Source organism: Embleya sp. NPDC056575 (assembly GCF_042793325.1).
In the GTDB taxonomy this organism is placed as follows: Bacteria; Actinomycetota; Actinomycetes; order Streptomycetales; family Streptomycetaceae; genus Embleya.
Genome location: NZ_JBHTVA010000029.1, coordinates 94,666 through 114,647, shown reverse-complemented (window position 1 = coordinate 114,647; position 19,982 = coordinate 94,666). Strand labels below are relative to the sequence as shown.

The window sequence follows — 19,982 nt, the reverse complement described above, 5'->3', positions numbered from 1 at the left end:
GCCGGTCGGGCGGGCATCGATCCCGCACGAAGGCGGCCACTCGCACAACAGATCGACGGGTGCGCGCGTTTTGAGAGGGTGAAGATCGCCACCTCGCTGCACCGCCGCCCGGATTCCGCGAGGCGGCGGCCGGCCGCCGGGGCCACCGCCCCCGGCCCGGTCGGCCCGCCGGCCGCCCCGCTCGCGACGCCCGCCTCCCCGCGGCGCCTGGCCGCCCTGGACGGGCTGCGCTTCCTCGCCGCGCTCATGGTCGTGCTGTACCACTACGCCGGTTACGCCGGCGGCATCGGGAACGGGGCCTGGAACGGCAAGTCCACGGCGGTGCTCTTCCCGACCGTGTCCGGGATCGCCGCGTACGGCTGGCTCGGGGTTGAACTGTTCTTCCTGATCAGCGGGTTCGTGATCTGCATGAGCAGTTGGGGGCGCACCCTGGGCGACTTCTTCCGCTCGCGGGTGGTCCGGCTCTACCCGGCCTACTGGGCGGCGGTGTTGGCGACAGCCGTGGTGCTGAGGTTGTGGCCGACGGTGCGCGGCGCGCCGAGGCCGGGCGACGTGCTGACCAACCTGACGATGCTGCACGAGGCGCTGGGCGTGCGGCATGTGGACGGCGTGTACTGGACGTTGTGGGCCGAACTGCGCTTCTACCTGCTCTTCGCCCTCGTCGTCGGGTTCGGCCGCGGCGTCACGTACCGGCGCACGGTCCTGTTCTGCGTGACGTGGACGGTGGCCGCGGTGGCGGTCACCTCGACCGGGGACGAACTCCTGGAGTCCGTCGTCCAGCCGAGGTTTGCCCCGTTCTTCATCGGCGGCGTCGCGCTGTACCTGGTCCGCCGATTCGGCCCCGACCCGCTGCTGTGGGGCATCGTGGGGATGTCGTGGCTGTTGGCCCTGCACTCGACCGCCGCGGAGATCCCGCGCCAGGTGGACGCGAACCACCCGCACCTGTCCGCGACGATCTGCATGGGCGTGGTCACCGCCTTCCACGCGGTGATGATCGCCCTCGCGCTGGGTCTGCTGGACCGGATCACCTGGTCCGGGCTGACCACTCTCGGCGCCCTCACGTACCCGCTCTACCTGCTCCACGAGAACATCGGCTGGACCCTGATCCACTCCCTCGACCGCCCGGGCCGCTCGGCCTTCGTGGTCCTGGGCGCGGTCACCCTCGGCATGATCGTGGCCGCGTGGCTCCTGCACCGCATGATCGAACGCCCGTTGGCGAGGATCCTGAACCGGGCCCTGGTCCGGGGCATCGCCCGGATGCGCGAGTCGGCGCCGGAACCGCGCCGGGCGTGAGGGGAGCGCCGCCTACACCGGCGCGGTCGGTGCATTCGGGCACCCGCAACGGCTATTCCGGAAGCGGGAGTTCGAACCAGACCGTCTTGCCGTGGCCGGATTTTCGGCTGCCCCAGCGTTCGGCGAGCTGGTTGACCAGTTGCAGGCCCCGGCCGCCCTCGTCGGTGTCGTCGGCCTCGCGCATGCGCGGCAGGGTGGTGCCCGCGTCGGCGACCTCGCACAGCAGCGCCCGGCCACGCAGCAGGCGCAGCCGGATCGGGCCCGCGCCGTAGCGCAGCGCGTTGGTGACGAGTTCGCTGACCAGCAGTTCGGTGATGTCGACCAGGGCGTCCAGGCCCCACTCGGTGAGCGTCTTGCGGCTCAGCTCGCGGGCCCGGGAGACCACGGCGGGTTCGGCGGGCAACCACCACGAGGCGACCGAGTCCTCGGCGAGGGCGTCCAGGCGGGCCACCAGGAGGGCCACGTCGTCGAATCCGGGCTCCTCGTGCACGTCCGCGACGATCCGGTCGGCGGTGCGCTCCAAGGGCCCCGGCGGGCCCGCGAGGGCGTCGCACAGCAGGCCGATGCCGACGTCGAGCGAGCGGTCCCGGGTCTCCACCAGGCCGTCGGTGTACAGCACCAGCGTGCTGCCCGACTCGACCGCGAAGTCGCCCTGTTCGAAGCCCAATCCGCCCACGCCGAGCACGGTGCCCGGCGGGTTGTCGACCACCCTGGGCCGACCCGTCGGCGGCACCAGGATCGGCGGCATGTGGCCCGCGCTGGCGAACTCGCAGGTACGCGCCACGGGGTCGTAGACCACGTAGACACACGTCGCGTAGTGCAGTTCCCCGAGCCCCACCACGATGTCGTCCAGATGCCCCAGCACCTCGGCGGGCGGCAGTTCCAGCCCCGCCAGGGTGCGCACGGCGGTGCGCAACTGGCCCATCACCGCCGCCGCGTGCACCCCGTGGCCCATCACGTCGCCGACCACGAGCCCGATCCGGCCGCCGGACAGCGGGATCACGTCGTACCAGTCGCCGCCGACCTCGGTGACGGAGCTGCCCGGCAGGTAGCGGTGTGCGACCGCGATGCCCGGCAGGTCCGGGAGGTTCTGCGGGAGCAGGCTGCGCTGCAACATCACCGCGGTCTCGCGCTGGTGGTGGTACAGCCGCGCGTTGTCCACCGACACCGCCGCGCGCGAGCCCAGTTCGGTGGCCAGGGTCAGGTCGTCGGGGTCGAAGGCGGGCCGGCCCTCGCCGCGCCCGAGCAGCAGCGTGCCCAGCACCACGCCCCGGGCGCTGAGCGGGACCACGATCATCGTGTGCAGCCCGAGGGCCCGCGCCGCCTCGGCCCGGGTCGGGTCGTGGATCAGCTCGTCGTACATCTCGTCCTGCACGTTGCGCATCAGGTACGAGCCGCCCGTGCGCAGGCAGCGGCCGAACGTGGAGTCGGCCGCGTAGACCAACGTGCTGCCCTGGCGCAGCAGTTCGTCGGTGTACCGCCCCGGGCGCGCGCCGCGTGAGGCGACGCGCTGCAGGCGGGCCTTCTCGGCGTGCGCGCCGGGCGGGATCTCCTCGCCCTGCACGATGGCCTCCAGCAGGTCCACCGCGGCCAGGTCGGCGAATCCGGGCACCACCGACGCGGTCAACTCCTCCGCGATCCGGGGGATGTCGAGGGTGGCGCCGAGCCGGGTGCCGGCCTCGTTCAGCAGCGCGAGCCGCTTGCGCGCGGCGTCGACCTTGACCATCGCGTAGTGCCGCTCGGTCACGTCGATCAGCGAGCAACTGATGCCCAGGATCCGACCGCCGGGCGCCTCCAGGCGGTTGTACGACATCGACCACACCGTGCGCGGGCTGCCGTCGACGGGGATCGGGCCGAAGATGCGCGAGTCGACCACGGGCTCGCCGGTCTCCAGGACGCGCTGCTGGATGGTGCGCACCCGCTCGGTGTCCATCCCGGGGCGGACCTCTTCGAGCCGGCGCCCGATGTGCGCCTCGACCGGCGTGCGGTTGATCGCGGCGAGCGCGTCGTTGACCGCGACGTAGCGCAGGTCGGCGTCGAAGATGCCGACCCCGATCGGCGACTGGTCGAACAGCGCCTCGCGGATCGCGAGGTCGGCCTCGACCTTGTGCACCACCGCCGAGTCCATCGAGGTGATCAGCACGAACCGGTTGCCGTCCAGGTCCTCGGCGAAGGCGGCCCGCGACTCGACCGTGCACAGCGTGCCGTCGCCGCGACGCATCGTGTACAGCCCGGCGAACACGTCGACGCCGGACACCGCGTCGGTCGTGGCCGCCTGCTGCTCGGGGGTGAACGGCGGATGCACCAGGTCGACCGCACGGGCGCCGAGGATGTCCTCGCGCCGGTAGCCGAACAGCTGCTCGGCGGCGGCGCTCCACATCACGATCCGGCCCTCGGCGTCGAGCACCCAGGTGGCCGACGGGACGAGATCGAACAGGGACCCGGGCACCGTCGAGCGCCGGGCCGGGTCCCCCGGATTCCGGTCGACTTCTCGGCGCTGCTCCATGGACGGCGGATTCCTTTGTCGCTGCTACTCCGGACCGTTTTCCCGAATGATCACCATCTCAAGCCCGGCCCCCGGGCACGACCGGGTCGACCTTATCCACGCATCGGTGGCGATTCGTCACCCATGACCCGCCTTCCGGTAGCCGACTCGCCCATGACCGACGCGACCAGGTCCACCGCCGGTCGATCCGCCGCGAGCCAGTCCAGGTCCGCCACCGCGGTCGGGGCGAGCCACCGCACTTGCGAGTGGTCCTGGAGCGGGCGCGGCTCACCCGAGACGAGATCGGCGAGCCACACGTGCAACACGTACCCTGTCCCGAGCGGCCACGCACCGGGCAACCGGCGCACCGGGCGCACGGTCACGCCCAGCTCCTCGCGGCATTCGCGCACCAGCGCGGCGGTCTCGTCCTCGCCCGGCTCGACCTTGCCGCCGGGGAACTCCCAACCGCCCGCCAACGCGGCGGGCGCGCTGCGGCAGGCGGCCAGCAGGCGTCCCCGGTGGAGGATCGCGGCGCCGACGACGATGCGGGTCCCGGTCATGGCGGACAACTCTACGTGCCGAGCGGGCGCCGCAGCAGGCAACCTTTGTCGGTTCGCGAGCGTCTGTCTTCGGGGACATGCTTCCCGAACGGACCGGATCCGGACGCGGGTCGCCGAACGAGGTGGGGTGGGCTGTGGCGGGATTCCGGTACCCGGGCCTGCGGGGGGTGGGCCGCGCGCTCGCGGTATTCGCCGCGGCCGCCGCCGTACTCGCCGTGTTCGCGCTGTCCCGGCTGACCGCGCACGCGAACGATCCCGCCGCGCGGGCCCGCTCCGCCGCGGTGGACGTCGGCTGCGACGGGCGCGACCGGCAGGGCTGGGTGAGCGTGCCCGTGTCCTTCTCCGGCGAGACCTTTCGGGTCCAGGCGTACCTGCCGCAGAGCTACGACGGCACCGATCCCCGGCCGCTGGTGCTCAACCTGCACGGCAGCAACAGCACCGGCGCGGCGCAGATGGCGATCACCGGGATGGGTGCGTCGGCCGAGCGCCACGGATTCGTCGTCGCGATCCCCGAGGGCGGGCTGAAGTATCCGGGCAGCGGTCCCGGGCGGGCCTGGAACATCCCCGGCGTGCCGCTGTACGGCGGGCACCCGGCCGCGGCGGGCGGTCGGGACGAGGTCGGCTTCGTGGGCGCCGCGCTGGACGCGCTGGACCGCTCGTTGTGCCTGGACGATCGGCGGGTGTACGCGACCGGGTTCTCCGGCGGTGCGCGGATGACGTCGCTGCTGGGGTGCACGCTCAGCCGGCGGATAGCGGCGATCGCCCCCGTGGCGGGTCTGCGCGCGGACGGCACGGACGGGGCCCGGCCGGCGCCGTGTCGGCCGATCCGGCCCGTCCCGGTGCTGACCTTCCACGGGCTGGCCGACCAGGCGAACCCCTACGACGGCGGGCCCGCCTCGCGCTGGACGTACACGGTGCCCGAGGCGGCGCGGCGCTGGGCCGGCATCGACGGCTGCCCGGGCAAGCCGGTGCGCACACGCGTGTCCCGGCACGTGGAGCGCACGACGTACGGCGACTGCGCGGGCGGTACGTCGGTGGTCCTGTACACCCAGTCCGACGCGGGGCACACCTGGCCGGGCGCGGCCGGCGTCGAGGTGCGCGGCTTCGGGCGGATCAACCAGGAGATCTCGGCGAACGACCTGATGTGGGCCTTCTTCAGCAAGTACTCGTTGTGAGGCGGCTGCTCGCGGTGACGCGGCCCCGCGGCGCGGGGCGGTCGGGGTTCAGGACTGCGGGCGCAGCCGGTCGAAGCCGCGCATGATCGCCCGATGCGCGGGTCGCTCCACCAGCACCGTGAGCAGCCAGCCGAGACCGATCGCGAGCAGGCCCAGCGCCAGGAGTTGGCCCCACGCGCCGACCCCGTGGTCCTGGAGGCGGCGCATCACCACGTAGCCGATCGACTGGTGCACCAGGTAGACCGCGTAGGTGATGCCGGCGATCCATTCGAGCACGCGACCGGCCCACCCGGGCAGGAAGCGGTTCCAGTCCGGGCCGAGCGCCGCCACGCAGATCGCGGCGATGCCGATCGCCAGTCCGACGCTCCAGGACACGTGCCGGGTCTGGCACAGATGCGCGAACGTACAGGTGCCCAGCAGGAGTACCGCGTGCGCGCCGCGCACCCGCCGCCGCGACCACAGGTGCACGACGATGCCCGCCACGAACAGGTGCACGCGGTACAGGCCGAAGCCGTCGTAGAGGGTGCGGAACGCCTCCGACTGCAGGTGCAGCCGGATCGGCAGCAGCAACATCTCGACCAGCAGCACCGTCCACAACGCCCGGGCCGTCGCGTCGCCGTGCACCCGACGCCAACGCCACAACGCGAAAATCGCGGTGAACCAGACGAGTTGCAGCGGAATCGTCCAATAGGCCGCGTCCACATAGGTGTAGGACTGCGGTTTCCAGTTCCACAACATGGCCAGATTGGCCAGCACGTCGCGCAGGTCCGGCGCGTACCACCCCGGCGGCGCGCACAACCGCAGGAACAGCGAGGTGCCCAGGACGCCGACCAGGAAGGCGGGCACCATCCGCGCCATCCGGCCGACCCACCAGCGGACCACGTCCCCCCGGCGCAGCGAGTGCGCCGCGAAGTAGCCGGAGACGACCAGGAGCAGGCTCGCGCCGATCTGGTACGGGAACACGATCGGGCGGGAGACCAGTTCGGGATGCCACTGGCGGGCCAGGTAGGTGCCGTGGAAGAGCAGGACCAGCGCCACGAACGCCACCCGCAGCAGATCCCAGCTGACCCGGCGCCGTTTCGCGGGTCCCCGATCGGCCGAGGTGTCGTTCTCGGGCCGTTCCGCTGAGCTGAAGGGCATCCGACGTCTTCCCGTGGACGGCGTGGGCGGGCACGGGTACGGCAGATCCGCGACCGGCCCCGACCAAAGGACCCTATTACGTGCGCTTTGCCGCTCGGACGCCGATGGATCATCGATCGGCGCCCGTACGATGGACCCATGTCGTCAACCAGCCGCGTCCTGCTCGCCGCCCCCCGGGGCTACTGCGCGGGCGTCGACCGAGCCGTCGAGACCGTCGAGAAGGCCCTCGATCTGTACGGTGCGCCGGTGTACGTGCGCAAGCAGATCGTGCACAACAAATACGTCGTCGAGACGCTGGAGAAGCGTGGGGCGATCTTCGTGGAGGAGACGGCGGAGGTGCCCGAGGGCGCCACGGTCGTCTTCTCCGCGCACGGGGTGGCCCCCGTGGTGCACGAGGAGGCGGCGGCCCGCTCGCTGCGCACGATCGACGCAACGTGTCCGCTCGTGACCAAGGTGCACAAGGAGGCCGTGCGCTTCGCCGAGGAGGGCTACGACATCCTCCTGATCGGCCACGAGGGCCACGAGGAGGTGATCGGCACCTCCGGCGAGGCGCCCGACCACATCCACCTGGTGGACGGGCCCGAGGACGTCGCCAACGTCGAGGTGCGCGACCCGTCGAAGGTGGCCTGGTTGTCCCAGACCACGCTGTCCGTGGACGAGACCGTGGCCACCGTCAAGGAGCTGCGCAAGCGGCTGCCGCTGCTGATCGACCCGCCCAGCGACGACATCTGCTACGCGACGCAGAACCGCCAGGTCGCGGTGAAGCAGATCGCCGCCGAGTCGGACCTGGTGATCGTGGTCGGCTCGACCAACTCGTCCAACTCGGTGCGCCTGGTCGAGGTCGCGTTGGAGGCGGGTGCGCGCGCGTCGTATCTGGTCGACTACGCGGAGGAGCTGCGGGAGGAGTGGCTGGAGGGGGTCGGCACGGTCGGCGTCACCTCCGGGGCCTCGGTGCCCGAGGTGCTGGTCGACGGCGTGCTGGCCTGGCTCGCCGAGCGCGGCTTCGGCGATGTGCACATCCACCGCTCGGTCGAGGAGCGGTTGCAGTTCGCGTTGCCGCAGGAGTTGCGGCGGGATCTGCGCAACGCCTGAGCGGTGGCGCGTGGGCGCGACGTGTGGGGCCTGTCCGGGTGCGCTCGGGCGGGCCCTTTCGGGTGGCGGGCCCGGCGGCGGCGGGCGGGCCGCTCGGGCGCGGGCGGTTCCGGTTCGGGCGCCGGTGCTCAGGTGCGGTCGTTCAGGCGGCGTTTGACCAGGACCACGACGGCGGCCAGGGCGGTGCCGCCCCACAGCAGGCCGGCCTTGAAGGACAGCGCGGTGAGCAGGTCCAGGCCGACCCGGGTGAGGTAGCTCTCGTGCGTGTCGCCGCCGAGGAGGGTGCTGACCAGCGCGACGGTCACGGCGAAGGCGATCGGGGGCGCGATGATGGCGGCGATCCAGTCCTGCGCGCGTACCTTCCAGGCCACGAAGACGGAGCTGATCAGGAACGCGAGGCCGAACACGATGCCGAGGCGGTCGGTCGCCAGGTGGTCGACGAGGCCGCCGAGCAGGGTGCCGCCGAGGCCGAACACGGCCGCGCCCGCGGCGGTGAGGCCGCCGGTGTGGGCCGGTCGATACGCGCCGGAGGCACCGGGCGGGCGCCGGGACGGGCCGGGACGTGGTTGTGGGCGGGCGGCCCGCTGCGGCTGGGCCCGTCGGGGCCGGGCGGCGCGTTCCACGGGCCCGCGCTCGGCCGGCGGTGTGCCCGCGGTGGGTGGGGGCGGTCCGGTCGGCGGTCGACGACGCACCGGCTCACCTCGTCCCGGCGCCGGCACGGCAGACCGCTTCGGTGGGTTCCGGGGCGGGACGGGACGCGCTCCCGCTCGGCTGCGCTGTTCCATCCCCACAAGGTATTGCCGCATCACGGTCAAAACCGTCCAAGAACACGAAAAACCTCACCCCGTCCGTGTCGAACCGTGCGCCCGGTCGCCGTTCCGTCCTCGATTGTCCGTCCTCGATCGTCGTGGATCGTTGTGCTTGTGCCCCCGATCCGGGCGGGCTCACCAGGGAGGACGCTCGCGGGGCGGGAATCGGTGGCGGAATCGGCCGACCGATTCGGCGGACGGGCGAAATCGGGCGGGTGGGCCGTCACCCCCGGGCGCCGCTCTCCGCGAGGTCGACGGCGCGGACCACCTCGTCGGTGCTCAGCACCCGGACCGCGATGTCGCGCGGCGCGGCGTACCGGCGCAGGTCCACCGCCAGATACGCCAACGTGTCCTTGTCCAGGAAGTTGATCGTGTGCTGCTTCCGGGAGGCGTCGCGCATCGTGCAGCGCACCACCGCGTAGCACGGGGCGTCGCCGGTGCCGACCTTGAGCTTCGCCTCGACCGCGCCGATCTCCTCCCAGCGCAGACCGCGGGTGCGGAACAGGCCGTGGAAGACCAGGCCGTTGGGGCCGATCGACAACTTCCGGTACTGATAAAGCGCGTAGCCCAGGAGTACGAACAGGGTCAGCCCGCCCCACAGTGCGACGCTCCAGGGGGTCGACAGGCCCGTATCGGCCAGGTCGAACAGGCCGAGCCCCACCGGGACGAACGCGGTGACCAGCAGGATCCGCATGGGTTTGGCCTCCCACAGGACGCCGTCCGTCAGCTGCCTGCGGTTGAGGTTGATGTTCGAGGTGCGGCTCATCGATGTCCCCGTCGTCGAGTGTCCGGCGTACGAAACCAGGGATGCTACTGGCCGCGGGCCACCGCCTACACTTCCCGGAGGCGCTTGTATGTCCGCAGCGCGCCACATCGATCGCCGAGAAGCCAGGGAATCCAGTTGTCGCTCACCATCGGAATCGTCGGCCTGCCCAATGTCGGCAAGTCGACCCTCTTCAACGCCCTGACCAAGAACGACGTGCTCGCGGCGAACTACCCCTTCGCGACCATCGAGCCGAACGTGGGCGTGGTGGGCGTACCGGACCCGCGACTGGACAAGCTGGCGGAGATCTTCGGGTCGGCCCGCAAGATCCCGGCCACGGTCGACTTCGTGGACATCGCGGGCATCGTGCGCGGCGCGTCCGAGGGTGAGGGCCTGGGCAACAAGTTCCTCGCCAACATCCGCGAGTCGGACGCGATCTGCCAGGTCATCCGGGTCTTCACCGACCCCGACGTGGTGCACGTCGACGGCAAGATCTCGCCGGCCGACGACAAGGAGATCATCGAGACCGAGCTGATCCTGGCCGATCTGCAGACCATCGAGAAGGTGCTCCCGCGCCTGCAGAAGGACTCGCGGCTGCAGAAGGACAAGATCGCCGTCGCCGCCGCCGTGCAGCAGGCCAAGGAGGTCCTGGAGGCCGGCACCACGGTCTTCGCCGCGGGCCTGGACCCCGAGCCGCTGCGCGAGCTGCACCTGCTGACCGCCAAGCCCTTCCTGTACGTCTTCAACGTGGACGAGGAAGAGCTGGTCAACGAGACGCTCAAGGCCGAGCTGCGCGAGCTGGTCGCGCCGGCCGAGGCGATCTTCCTCGACGCCAAGATCGAGTCCGAGCTGATCGAGCTGGACGAGGCCGAGGCCCTGGAACTGCTGCAGAGCCTGGGCCAGGAGGAATCCGGCCTGTCGATCCTGGCCCGCGTCGGCTTCGACACCCTGGGCCTGCAGACCTACCTGACGGCCGGCCCCAAGGAGGCCCGCGCCTGGACGGTCCCCAAGGGCGCCACCGCCCCCGAGGCCGCCGGCGTCATCCACACCGACTTCCAGCGCGGCTTCATCAAGGCCGAGGTGATCGGCTTCGCCGACCTGGTCGAAACCGGCGGCCGCGCCGAGGCCCGCACCAAGGGCAAGGCCCGCATGGAGGGCAAGGACTACATCATGCAGGACGGCGACGTGGTGGAGTTCCGCTTCAACGTGTAGTCGATTTCGTTACTTCACGCGAGTTGATGTCGCAAGCGTGCAGGCCGGAAGGGGTCGGCTTCTCCAGGAGCCGACCCCTTCGCCGTCACCGTGCCGGATGGGTGCTGGAAATTCTGATGCCGGATCAGCCGACATCAAGTGTCGTAGACGGTGGAGCGGTGTCCGACGTGAACGACCCAGACCACCAGCTCCCCGTTGTCGATCGTGTAGACGACGCGGTAATCGCCGACTCGCAGGCGGCGACGCTCGGGCCGGGATATGAGCGCCGTGGTGTTGAAGCCGAGAGGGTCGGTCTCCAACTCGGTCAGCTTGGCCAGGATGCGCAGTGCCATCTCGCGAGGGATCTTCCGGAGTTCGGCCTGTGCCTCGGGGCGGAAGACGGTTCGGTACTCACTCACCGCGCGCCAGCGTCTCCCTCATGATGTCCTCGATCGGGATGCCGGGTGCGCGGTTGGCCATGCGCTCGTCGATGATCCGGTTGATCTCGCGCTCTTCCCACTCCTGGTACTTGCGCAGCACCTCGATGGAGACGACGGCGGCGACTTCCTTGCCGCGGCGCGTAATCACCGTGGGCACGTCGTCGCGGTCAGCGCGCTCCACGACCTCCGCCAGGTGTGCGCGCACGTCGCGGATGGACTCCATGGGCAGTGGCTGCGTCATGCGCTCAAGAGTACCGGGTGTCCCATGTGTACACAACGCACCGCCGTAGCGGGACCCGGCCGGTTGGCGAACCCTCGGCACGTTTGGACAAACAGGCAGGTCAGGCGGCAAAGCGGCCCGGCTGCTCTTCGGAGTGGCCGGGCTGTTTCGGTCGTGGGCCGGTTCGGGCTCAGGGGTTGGGGGTGCGGAGGCGGGCCAGGGATGTGCTCAGGGCTTTGTCGAGGGCCTTGGACATCGGGCGTTCGGCCAGGCGGTGGAGGAGCCAGGCGGATATGAACATCGTGACCGTCACCGCGGCGAGGACGGGCCAGGCGGGGCGGCCCGGGCGGTAGAGGGCGTGGATCAGGGTCCAGCCGAGGTTTTCGTGGAGCAGGTAGAGCGGGTAGGTCAGGGCGCCCAGGCCGGTCAGGCCGGACCAGGAGACGCGGTCCAGCTTGCCGAGGGCGACGGCGATCATCAGCGCGTAGAACACGGTGACCACGGCCATGCAGATCGTCGCGGACAGGTGTGGCGGGTTCGCGTCCACCCGGCGGGGCATCTCCTCGACCGTGGAGTTCTGGGCCAGTAGCCAGGACATGCCGACGATGCCCCACAGCAGCGGGTCGGGGCCGAATCGGCGGACCAGGTACAGCGCGACGCCGCCGATGAAGAACGGGGCGTACCTCGGCTCCGTGACGGCCTGGAGCAGGTCGTCGTGCGCGCCGGCGCCGGAGACACCGACCACCGTCCACGCCACGCAGAACAGGACCGTACGCCGGTAGGTGACCCCGCGACCGAACCCCACCACCAGGGCGAACAGCAGGTAGAAGCGCAGTTCGGCCCACAGGGTCCAGTACACGCCGTCGACGTGCGGGACGCCCAGCGGCTGTTGCAGCATGGTCAGGTTGGTCAGCACGTCGCTCGGCCCGGGCGCGTGCCGCACCGTCGGCCACAGCCGCAACACCACGGCGCTGAGCAGTATCGCCACCCAGTAGGCCGGGTAGAGCCGGACCACACGGGAGCGGAAGAAGTCGCCCAGGGTGCGCCCCCAACCGCTCATGCAGATCACGAACCCGCTGATCAGGAAGAACAGTTCGACTCCGAGCCAGCCGTAGGCGGCGAACCGGGACAGGCCCGGCAGCAGTTCCGCCGCGGACCGGCCGTCCCAGGCCCGGGTCTCGTCGCCGCTCTCGTAGCCGGCGTAGTGGTACAGCATGACCATGACCGCGGCGAGGAAACGAAGCCCGTCCAGAGCGGCCAGCCGGACCCTGGGCGACTTGCCCACGTGCGCGACGGGTGGGGCCTCGATCGGTCCGAGTCTCACTGGTCTCATGACTGCATAAATGCTCGACGCCCTTGTTTCGTTGTGTCGATCGCCGCATCGGAGTGCGTGGAGACCGGGCGGATAACCTCTGGGGATGGCTCTCACGACGTCCGCCGAAGCGCCCCTGCCCGTGGCCGAGATCTCTCGGTTGATCGGGGGGTGGATCGATCGGCTCGGGGCGGTGTGGGTCGAGGGGCAGATCACCCAGCTCAGCCGGCGGCCCGGGGCCGGGGTGGTGTTCATGACGCTGCGCGACGCCGAGCACGACGTGTCGATCTCGGTGACCTGCTACCGGAAGGTCTTCGACGCGGTCGGGGACATCGTGTCCGAGGGGTCACGGGTGGTCGTGCACGCCAAGGCGGACTGGTATCGGGCGCGCGGGACGTTGTCGTTGCGGGCGGCGGAGATTCGGCCGGTGGGCATCGGGGAGTTGTTGGCCCGGCTGGAGCAGTTGAAGCGATCGCTCACCGCGGAGGGGTTGTTCGATCCTCGGCACAAGCGGGCGTTGCCGTTCCTGCCGCACCGGGTCGGGCTGGTGTGCGGGCGGGCCTCGGCGGCCGAGCGGGACGTGTTGGAGAACGCGCGGCGGCGGTGGCCGGCGGTGCGGTTCGCGGTGCGGAACGTCGCGGTGCAGGGGGTCAGCGCGGTGTCGCAGGTGATCGCGGCGGTCCGGGAGTTGGACGCCGATCCGGATGTGGATCTGATCGTGGTGGCTCGCGGGGGTGGCAGCGTCGAGGATTTGCTGCCGTTCTCGAGCGAGGAATTGGTGCGGGTGGTGTTCGCCTGTACGACGCCGGTGGTGAGTGCGATCGGGCATGAGCCGGACTCGCCGCTGCTGGATCTGGTGGCGGACTTTCGGGCTTCGACACCCACGGACGCGGCGAAGCGGATCGTGCCGGACATCCGCGAGGAGTTGCACAAGGTGCACCAGGTGCGCGATCGGGGGCGGCTCGCGTTGCGGGCGCGGTTGGATCGGGAGTATCAGGGGTTGCGGGCCGCCCGTTCGCGGCCGGTGCTGGCCGACCCGCACCGGATGGTGGACCTGCGCGCGGAGGAGGTGGCCGCCCTGGTGGACCGCTCGCGGCGTACCCTGCGCCACCTTCTGGACCGGGCCGAGAGCGACCTCGCGCACACCCGCGCCCGGGTGGTCGCGCTGTCCCCGGCGGCCACCCTGGAGCGCGGCTACGCGGTGCTGCAACGCGCGGACGGCCACGCGGTCCGGGACCCGGCCGAGGTGGCGGCGGGCGAGCAGCTGACCGCGCGGGTGTCCACGGGCCGCTTCGACGTGGTGGTGGCGGACGGCCCACCGGCGTCGGGCGACTGACGGGCGCTCGCGACATCCGGGCCGCGCTCATCCGGGTCTCGCTCGTTCGGGTGTGGCGGGGCGGGTCGGCTTGGCCCATTCGTAGGACAAGACGTCATACCTCACCCGATCAGCGGTCGAAGCGGCCTATTTTGCGCATGTGTTGCGTCATCTGCTCGCCGCGTCCGCGTTGTTGCTCGCCGGCGTCGCCACGTCCTCCGTGGCCGCCGCCGACGACTCGCCCGCGCGGTGGAATCCGTCAGCCGCCGACTCCTACGTCAACTACGTCGCGCCGAGGGACCCGTTGCCGCCCGACGGACCACCGGGCGCCTCCCCCGAGGTCCGCGCACGCGCCCTGGCGGCCGATCGGCACGCCCGGCGGTACGACCGCAAGTTCGCCGCCGGGAATCCCGTCGCCGCGCGCCGGCTCGCCCGGGCCGAGGCGGTCGCCGCCCGGACCGGGGTCAGTCCTCGGGCCCAGGAGGGGGCGCCGCACCGCGAGGCGCGGCTGCTGACCGTCCTGGTCGAGTTCGACGATCACGCCGACGACGACTTCTCCGGGTTCCGCCGGCCCACGAGCGTGGCCGATCCGACCTGTGTGACCGAGCCGCCGGGCACCGTCAAGAACGGTCCCCGGCACAATCTGCTGCCGGATCCGGCGGTCGGCGGCGGGGACAACAACACGCTGTGGGTCGCGGACTTCGGCAAGGATCACTACGACCGGATGCTCTACTCCGATCGGGGCATCACCGAGCGCGTCCGCCCCGACCTGACCGGTCCCGACGGCAAACCGGGCATCGACCTCACCGGCCTGACCATGCGCTCGATGTACCGGGAGATGTCGCACGGCTCCTACTCGATCGGCGGCGAGGCGGCCGGCTGGGTGACCGTCCCGCACTCCGAGGCCTGGTACGCCGCCGGCCACTGCGGCGCGATCCGCCAGGACAACGGCGGCAGCCCGCGGAACCCGCGCGGGGTACGGCAGTTCGTCACCGACGCGGTGGACGCCCTGGCCGCCGCCCGGCCCGACTTCCCGTGGGCGGATTACGACAAGGAAGACCCGGGCGACGCCGACCACGACGGCAACACCCAGGAGCCGGACGGCGTGGTGGACCACCTGGTCCTGGTCCACGCCGGCAAGGACAAGTCCGCCGGCGGCGGCGCCGAGGGCACCTACTCCATCTGGGCACACGCCTCCACCGTGCTCTTCGGACACCAGGTCCCCGGCAGCAACATCAAGATCGCCAACTACATCGTCCAGCCCGAGGACTCCGGAGTGGGCGTCTTCGCCCACGAGTTCGGCCACGACCTCGGACTGCCCGACCTGTACGACAACTTCAGCGGCGGGAACACCGACGTCGACTTCTGGGACCTGATGTCCTCCGGATCACACGCCGGCCCGCTGTTCCAGACCATGCCCGCGCACATGGGCGCGTGGTCGAAGTACGTGCTGGGCTGGATCGATCCCCCGGTCGTCCCGGTCGGCGGCGCGTCCGCCACCGTGCTGCTCGGCGCCGCCGCCGCCCCGCCGCCCGGCACCCGCGACGCGGTCCGGGTGAACCTGCCCGACGAACGTGTCCGGATCGGCACCCCGCACAGCGGCACGCACATGTGGTACTCGGAGCGGGACCAGGAGTGGTCCGACGCCCGCCTCGTCCGCGACCTCACGATCCCCACCGGCGGCCCCGCGACCTTCTCCATGTGGAACGACTACACCATCGAACAGGACTGGGACTTCGGCTTCGTCGAAGCCTCCACCGACAACGGCGCCACCTGGACCCAGCTCGCGGTCAGGGACGAGGCCGGCAACCCGGTGAGCACCCCGCCCGACTACCCCGACCCGAACCACAACCTCGCCGAGCTGCGCAAGGCCAACGGCCTGACCGGCACCACCGACGGCTGGCGGCACGACCACGTCGACCTGACCCCGTACGCGGGCCGAACCATCGAGCTGCGCCTGACCTACAACACCGACGCCGCCTTCATGGAGAAGGGTTGGTTCGCCGACGACTTCACGCTCACCGGCGGCGCCGACGGCGGCACGGTGTGGTCCGACGACGTGGAGCGGGGCGACAACGGCTGGACCGCGACCAAGGGCAGCACCACGGTCACCCGCGGGGCGGGCTGGGGGCAGACCTCCGGCGAGGTCGAGCGCGAGCAGTACTACCTCCTGGAATGGCGCGCGCCCGTCGGCTTCGACCGCGGCCTGAGCCACGCCTACACGGCCGGACACAACGACGAACGGGGCGTACAGGTGCGCCGGTTGGGCTACAACGTGCCCGGCATGCTGGTCTGGCTGCGCGACGCCGAGTACCAGAACAACGGCGTGAACTTCAATCTGGGCGCACCGCCCGGCTACGGCGCCAAGGGCCAGACCCTGCTCGTGGACGCCCACCCCGACCCGCGTCGCTGGACGGGCGAGGCGGCCGAGCACTACACGGTGAAGAGCAACCCGCGGAAGAACCTGGACAGCCGGGCCCAGTCCGCCGACGCCGCGTTCGGCTTCGCGCCCACCCCGACGTTCGTCGCGTGCCACTCCAACGGCGCGTGGTGCCAGGACTTCGCCGCCCGCGAACCGGTCCGCGCGTTCTCCGACGCGCGCGGCTGGGCGCCGGGCGTGGAGTACGTCGACGGCGAACCCGTGGACCGCTTCACCGACGGGTCGACCGTGGTGCCCGCGCGCGGGCCGTACAGCACCCGGGTGGTCCTTCCGGACGGCTCGCCCGATCCCGAGCACTACGGCGTGCCGTACCGGGGCTTCGTGCTGGGCAGTGGCGATCCCGGCCCCACCCTCGCCTACGGCGCCTCGGCCACGCTGGTGAGCCCGGCCGGGCACGACCCCGACCGCGGCGCCGTCGTACGGGTCACCTCCGCCCGCCCATGACCCCGACACCCACGAACTAGGCTGGCGCCATGAGCGAGCAGCAGACCGCATCCGTGCCGGAGGACGAGGCGCCGGCCTACGAGCAGGCCCGTGACGAGCTGATCGAGGTCGTGCGCCGCCTGGAGACCGGCGGCATCACCCTGGAGGAGTCGTTGGCCCTGTGGGAGCGCGGCGAACGGCTCGCCGTGGTCTGCGAGCAGTGGCTCGACGGTGCCCGGGCCCGCCTGGACGCGGCGGTCCGCGCCGAGCGCGCCGGCACCGGCGCGGCCGACGGCGTGCCGGACGAGTCGGACGAGCGGGACGACTGACCCGGCGAGGACGACACACGAACGGCACGGCGAAAGGGGCGCCCCCACTCGGGAGCGCCCCTTTCGTCCTACGAATCCCACGGATCCACCGGATCCAACGGATCCACCGGACCTAACGGTTCCACCGCCGCGCGACCGTCACGCGCGGAGGAACCTACTTCTGCGCGGGCAGGATCCAGACCACCGCACCGGAGCCGCCCGGAAGCGGGACCACCGGCAGCACGGTCACGCCGTAGCCCTTGTCGAAGCCCGGGTTGCCCGTGCCCAACTCGGAGCCGTGGAACAGCTTGCCGAACGCGTCCTTGTCCGGCGTGCCGTCCGCCTTGGTGACCTTGGTCGTGTACGGCGCCTTCGCCGGGACCACGGCCGAGCCGTAGCGGTCCTTGGGCAGCGCGCGACCCTTGTACATCTCGGTGCCCGGCGCCCAGCCGACCGTGTCGGTGAACAGCGTCACCGGCTTCTGCGCCTCGAACGAGGTGCAGTACTTGGTGCCGGGGATGCAGTCCGTGAACGGCGTGGTCTTGGTGAAGCCGAACGCCGCGTTGGCCGACTGCGACCGGGAGCCGAGGTTGCCGAACACGTTCTTCGACTCGATGCCCGGGGTGTTCGGGTCGGGCTTGGGGAACTGCGCCGCGGCGTCGCCGGAGAAGCGCAGCGGGTCCGGGTGCGAGTCGACGATCAACAGCTCACCCTTCGGACCCCACGAGGGCCCGTTGTTGATGTTGAAGTTGACGCCGTTGTTCTGGTACTCGTTGTCGCGCAGCCACACCAGCATGCCCGGCGCGTTGTACGGGACCCGGTTGGTCTTGCCGTTCTCGCCGGCGGTGTACGCGTACTTCAGGCCCTCGTCGAAGCCGGACAGGTTGCGCCACTCCAGCAGGTAGTACTGCTCCCGCTCGAAGGTGCCGTTGGTCCGGCCCCAGCCCTCGCCCTTGGTGATCGCGTTGGTGCCCTTGATCGCGGTCCAGCCGTTGTCGCCCTGCTCCACGTCGTCGGACCACACGGTGGTGCCGCCGTTGGTGAGCGAGAAGTCGTCGGCGAACCAACCCTTCTCCATGAAGGCGGCGTCGGTGTTGAGGTCCAGCCGCAGCTTGATGTTCTGGCCCGCGTACGGGGTCAGGTCGACGTTGTCGTGCCGCCACCCGTTGCTGGAACCGGTCAGACCGCTGGTCTTGCGGAACGTGGCCAGGTTCTTCTGCGGGTCCGGGTAGTCGGCCGGCGTGCTGACCAGCGCGCCCGCCTCGTCCTTGACCGCGAGCTGCTTCCAGGTGGCGCCGTTGTCGGTGGACACCTCGACGAAGCCGAAGTCCCAGTCCTGCTCGATGACGTAGTCGTTCCACATCCAGAACTTCACGTCGGAGCCGGCCGGCACCGCGATGTTGCGCTCGATCCGGACGTCGGACCAGGCCTGGTCCTGACCGGAGTACCACATGCCGTTGCCGCCGTGCGGCTTGCCGACCGCGACCTGCTTGTTCGGCAGGTTGACCCGGATGCCCCGCGAGGTGCCCTTGGGCGTCTTCGCGGCCTGACCCAGGGTGGCGACCTTGGGCCGGTCACCGACCTTGACCAGGTCCGGCGTCAGCCAACCGAGCGCGTACTTGTCCCAGATGCCCATGTGCGCGGGCTGCGACTGGAACAGCGGGCCGGCGTGTGATCCGGAGGACATCAGGTCCCAGAAGTCGACGTCGGTGTTCCCGCCGCTGAAGTTGTCGTACAGGTCGGGCAGTCCGAGGTCGTGGCCGAACTCGTGGGCGAAGACGCCCACTCCGGAGTCCTCGGGCTGGACGATGTAGTTGGCGATCTTGATGTTGCTGCCGGGGACCTGGTGTCCGAAGAGCACGGTGGAGGCGTGTGCCCAGATGGAGTAGGTGCCCTCGGCGCCGCCGCCGGCGGACTTGTCCTTGCCGGCGTGGACCAGGACCAGGTGGTCCACCACGCCGTCCGGCTCCTGGGTGTTGCCGTCGTGGTCGGCGTCGCCCGGGTCTTCCTTGTCGTAATCCGCCCACGGGAAGCTCGGCTGCGACTTGGCCAGCTGGTCCACCGCGTCGATGGCGAGCTGCTGCGCGCCGAGCGGGTTCTGCGGGCTGCCGCTGTTGTCCTGCTGCGCGTTGCCGCAGGCGCCCGCGCCGTACCAGGCCTCGGAGTGCGGCACCTTGATCCAGGAGGTGGCCTCGCCGGAGACGGAGTACTTTCCGGCCGACATCTCCTCGTACATGTTGCGCATGGTCTGGCCCGCGAGGCTGATGCCCGGCTTGCCGTCCGGCCCCTTGAGGTCGGTGCGCATGCGCTCGGTGATGCCCTCCTTGGAGTAGAGCATCTTGTTGTAGTGGGCCTGGTCGAAGTTCGGCACCCACTGCGTGTTGTTGTCGTTCGGGTTCAGCGCCGGGTTGGGCAGCTGGTTGTGCAGCGGACCGTTCTTCACCGTGCCGGGGGGCTCGGTGACACAGGTCGGGTCCGACACGCTGGTCGGGCGCTTGTACCCGGAGAAGTCGTCGTTGGCCTGGTCGTTGAACTCGACCAGGACGGTGAGCAGCTTCGCGTTCTGCGTGGCGTCGGCGGGCTTGCCGCTGCGCTCGGCCTTGATCTCGGCCGGGCTCTTGCCCGTGCGGCCCGCCTCGGCCTCGAGCTCCTTGAGCTGGGCGGCGGCGCGCGGGTTGCCGTCCGAATTCTTGCGCTTGGTCGCGGCGTTGCGCTCGTTCTGCGCCTTGAGCGCCGCCGCCTTGGCCGGATCGTCCGGCAGCGCGCTGGTGTCGATCGCCGCATCGACGGAGTTGACGTAGTGGTCCTCGGGGCCCGGGTTCCACACCGCCTTTGTGGTGTCCACGCGCGTAGGCGTGGCGGATGTCGAGGGCGCGGTCGTGGCCGCGAGGCCGGTGATCGCCAGCGCGGACACGGACAGCAGTGCCACGCGGCGCTTCACCCGCCGGACGCCTTGGGGCGGCGTCGCACCCCTCCCGGGTATCAATGGACTCAACGTGCTCCCCTTTCCGACCGG

The 19,982-nt window shown here is 71.0% G+C and carries 16 protein-coding genes; 7 read left to right on the top strand and 9 right to left on the bottom strand.

Annotation, left to right across the window (positions count from 1 at the left end; genetic code table 11):
- Nucleotides 1-78: 78 nt before the first annotated feature.
- A complete protein-coding gene (locus tag ACFRCG_RS23685) occupies nucleotides 79-1,293 on the top strand; it encodes an acyltransferase family protein (protein WP_380034446.1) in 1,215 nt (404 codons plus the stop codon).
- A 52-nt stretch (nucleotides 1,294-1,345) separates the two neighbouring features.
- Here ACFRCG_RS23685 and ACFRCG_RS23680 read toward each other — a convergent pair whose 3' ends face one another.
- Together ACFRCG_RS23680 and ACFRCG_RS23675 are read right to left on the bottom strand one after the other, a co-directional pair.
- The gene (locus ACFRCG_RS23680; RefSeq protein WP_380034444.1) at nucleotides 1,346-3,799 is read right to left on the bottom strand and encodes a SpoIIE family protein phosphatase; all 2,454 of its coding nucleotides are present in this window, start codon (nucleotides 3,797-3,799) and stop codon (nucleotides 1,346-1,348) included.
- Nucleotides 3,800-3,891: 92 nt separating this feature from the next.
- The gene (locus ACFRCG_RS23675; RefSeq protein WP_380034442.1) at nucleotides 3,892-4,338 is read right to left on the bottom strand and encodes a (deoxy)nucleoside triphosphate pyrophosphohydrolase; all 447 of its coding nucleotides are present in this window, start codon (nucleotides 4,336-4,338) and stop codon (nucleotides 3,892-3,894) included.
- 134 nt (nucleotides 4,339-4,472) lie between these two features.
- Between ACFRCG_RS23675 and ACFRCG_RS23670 the strand changes: the two genes are divergently transcribed.
- Entirely contained in the window at nucleotides 4,473-5,513 is a 1,041-nt protein-coding gene (locus ACFRCG_RS23670; RefSeq protein WP_380034440.1) for an alpha/beta hydrolase family esterase, read from the top strand.
- A gap of 48 nt (nucleotides 5,514-5,561) precedes the next feature.
- On the opposite strand, the gene ACFRCG_RS23665 is transcribed toward ACFRCG_RS23670, so the two are convergent.
- Nucleotides 5,562-6,653 (bottom strand): acyltransferase, encoded by a 1,092-nt coding sequence (locus ACFRCG_RS23665; protein ID WP_380034438.1) that lies wholly within the window; start codon nucleotides 6,651-6,653, stop codon nucleotides 5,562-5,564.
- Between the two features lie 138 nt (nucleotides 6,654-6,791).
- Here ACFRCG_RS23665 and ACFRCG_RS23660 point away from each other — a divergent pair, with 138 nt between their 5' ends.
- The gene (locus ACFRCG_RS23660) at nucleotides 6,792-7,745 is read left to right on the top strand and encodes a 4-hydroxy-3-methylbut-2-enyl diphosphate reductase (protein WP_380034436.1); all 954 of its coding nucleotides are present in this window, start codon (nucleotides 6,792-6,794) and stop codon (nucleotides 7,743-7,745) included.
- A gap of 128 nt (nucleotides 7,746-7,873) precedes the next feature.
- On the opposite strand, the gene ACFRCG_RS23655 is transcribed toward ACFRCG_RS23660, so the two are convergent.
- Both ACFRCG_RS23655 and ACFRCG_RS23650 read right to left on the bottom strand, forming a co-directional pair.
- A complete protein-coding gene (locus ACFRCG_RS23655) occupies nucleotides 7,874-8,437 on the bottom strand; it encodes a DUF6542 domain-containing protein (RefSeq protein WP_380034434.1) in 564 nt (187 codons plus the stop codon).
- 340 nt (nucleotides 8,438-8,777) lie between these two features.
- Nucleotides 8,778-9,320 (bottom strand): hypothetical protein, encoded by a 543-nt coding sequence (locus tag ACFRCG_RS23650; RefSeq protein ID WP_380034432.1) that lies wholly within the window; start codon nucleotides 9,318-9,320, stop codon nucleotides 8,778-8,780.
- 135 nt (nucleotides 9,321-9,455) lie between these two features.
- Between ACFRCG_RS23650 and ychF the strand changes: the two genes are divergently transcribed.
- Complete coding sequence (ychF, locus tag ACFRCG_RS23645; RefSeq protein ID WP_380034430.1) at nucleotides 9,456-10,529, top strand: redox-regulated ATPase YchF; 1,074 nt, start codon at nucleotides 9,456-9,458, stop codon at nucleotides 10,527-10,529.
- 134 nt (nucleotides 10,530-10,663) lie between these two features.
- On the opposite strand, the gene ACFRCG_RS23640 is transcribed toward ychF, so the two are convergent.
- From ACFRCG_RS23640 to ACFRCG_RS23630, 3 genes are all read right to left on the bottom strand, one after another.
- Nucleotides 10,664-10,927, bottom strand: a complete 264-nt coding sequence (locus ACFRCG_RS23640; protein ID WP_380034428.1) for a type II toxin-antitoxin system RelE/ParE family toxin — start codon at nucleotides 10,925-10,927, stop codon at nucleotides 10,664-10,666.
- On the bottom strand, nucleotides 10,920-11,189 hold the full coding sequence (locus tag ACFRCG_RS23635; protein ID WP_380034426.1) for a type II toxin-antitoxin system Phd/YefM family antitoxin: 270 nt from the start codon (nucleotides 11,187-11,189) through the stop codon (nucleotides 10,920-10,922). Before ACFRCG_RS23635 ends, ACFRCG_RS23640 begins: the two co-directional genes overlap by 8 nt.
- A gap of 169 nt (nucleotides 11,190-11,358) precedes the next feature.
- Nucleotides 11,359-12,501 carry an acyltransferase family protein gene (locus ACFRCG_RS23630; protein WP_380034424.1) on the bottom strand — a complete coding sequence of 381 codons (1,143 nt, stop codon included), beginning with the start codon at nucleotides 12,499-12,501 and terminating at the stop codon, nucleotides 11,359-11,361.
- 85 nt (nucleotides 12,502-12,586) lie between these two features.
- On the opposite strand from ACFRCG_RS23630, the gene xseA reads away from it, so the two are divergent.
- The 3 genes from xseA to ACFRCG_RS23615 all read left to right on the top strand — a co-directional run bounded on the left by xseA (nucleotide 12,587) and on the right by ACFRCG_RS23615 (nucleotide 16,987).
- A complete protein-coding gene (gene xseA, locus ACFRCG_RS23625) occupies nucleotides 12,587-13,816 on the top strand; it encodes an exodeoxyribonuclease VII large subunit (protein ID WP_380034422.1) in 1,230 nt (409 codons plus the stop codon).
- A 139-nt stretch (nucleotides 13,817-13,955) separates the two neighbouring features.
- Entirely contained in the window at nucleotides 13,956-16,679 is a 2,724-nt protein-coding gene (locus ACFRCG_RS23620) for an immune inhibitor A domain-containing protein (RefSeq protein WP_380034420.1), read from the top strand.
- A 29-nt stretch (nucleotides 16,680-16,708) separates the two neighbouring features.
- The gene (locus tag ACFRCG_RS23615; RefSeq protein WP_380034418.1) at nucleotides 16,709-16,987 is read left to right on the top strand and encodes an exodeoxyribonuclease VII small subunit; all 279 of its coding nucleotides are present in this window, start codon (nucleotides 16,709-16,711) and stop codon (nucleotides 16,985-16,987) included.
- Nucleotides 16,988-17,141: 154 nt separating this feature from the next.
- On the opposite strand, the gene ACFRCG_RS23610 is transcribed toward ACFRCG_RS23615, so the two are convergent.
- Nucleotides 17,142-19,907 (bottom strand): immune inhibitor A domain-containing protein, encoded by a 2,766-nt coding sequence (locus ACFRCG_RS23610; protein ID WP_380034416.1) that lies wholly within the window; start codon nucleotides 19,905-19,907, stop codon nucleotides 17,142-17,144.
- Nucleotides 19,908-19,982 lie beyond the last annotated feature (75 nt).

Bases quoted from the DNA above. Each gene is read 5' to 3' on its own strand.
- ACFRCG_RS23680 (WP_380034444.1), bottom strand. From the start codon at position 3,799: ATGGAGCAGCGCCGAGAAGTCGACCGGAATCCGGGGGACCCGGCCCGG.
- ACFRCG_RS23650 (WP_380034432.1), bottom strand. From the start codon at position 9,320: ATGAGCCGCACCTCGAACATCAACCTCAACCGCAGGCAGCTGACGGAC.
- ACFRCG_RS23615 (WP_380034418.1), top strand. From the start codon at position 16,709: ATGAGCGAGCAGCAGACCGCATCCGTGCCGGAGGACGAGGCGCCGGCC.
- ACFRCG_RS23630 (WP_380034424.1), bottom strand. From the start codon at position 12,501: ATGAGACCAGTGAGACTCGGACCGATCGAGGCCCCACCCGTCGCGCAC.
- ACFRCG_RS23665 (WP_380034438.1), bottom strand. From the start codon at position 6,653: ATGCCCTTCAGCTCAGCGGAACGGCCCGAGAACGACACCTCGGCCGAT.
- xseA (WP_380034422.1), top strand. From the start codon at position 12,587: ATGGCTCTCACGACGTCCGCCGAAGCGCCCCTGCCCGTGGCCGAGATC.
- ACFRCG_RS23635 (WP_380034426.1), bottom strand. From the start codon at position 11,189: ATGACGCAGCCACTGCCCATGGAGTCCATCCGCGACGTGCGCGCACAC.
- ACFRCG_RS23675 (WP_380034442.1), bottom strand. From the start codon at position 4,338: ATGACCGGGACCCGCATCGTCGTCGGCGCCGCGATCCTCCACCGGGGA.
- ACFRCG_RS23660 (WP_380034436.1), top strand. From the start codon at position 6,792: ATGTCGTCAACCAGCCGCGTCCTGCTCGCCGCCCCCCGGGGCTACTGC.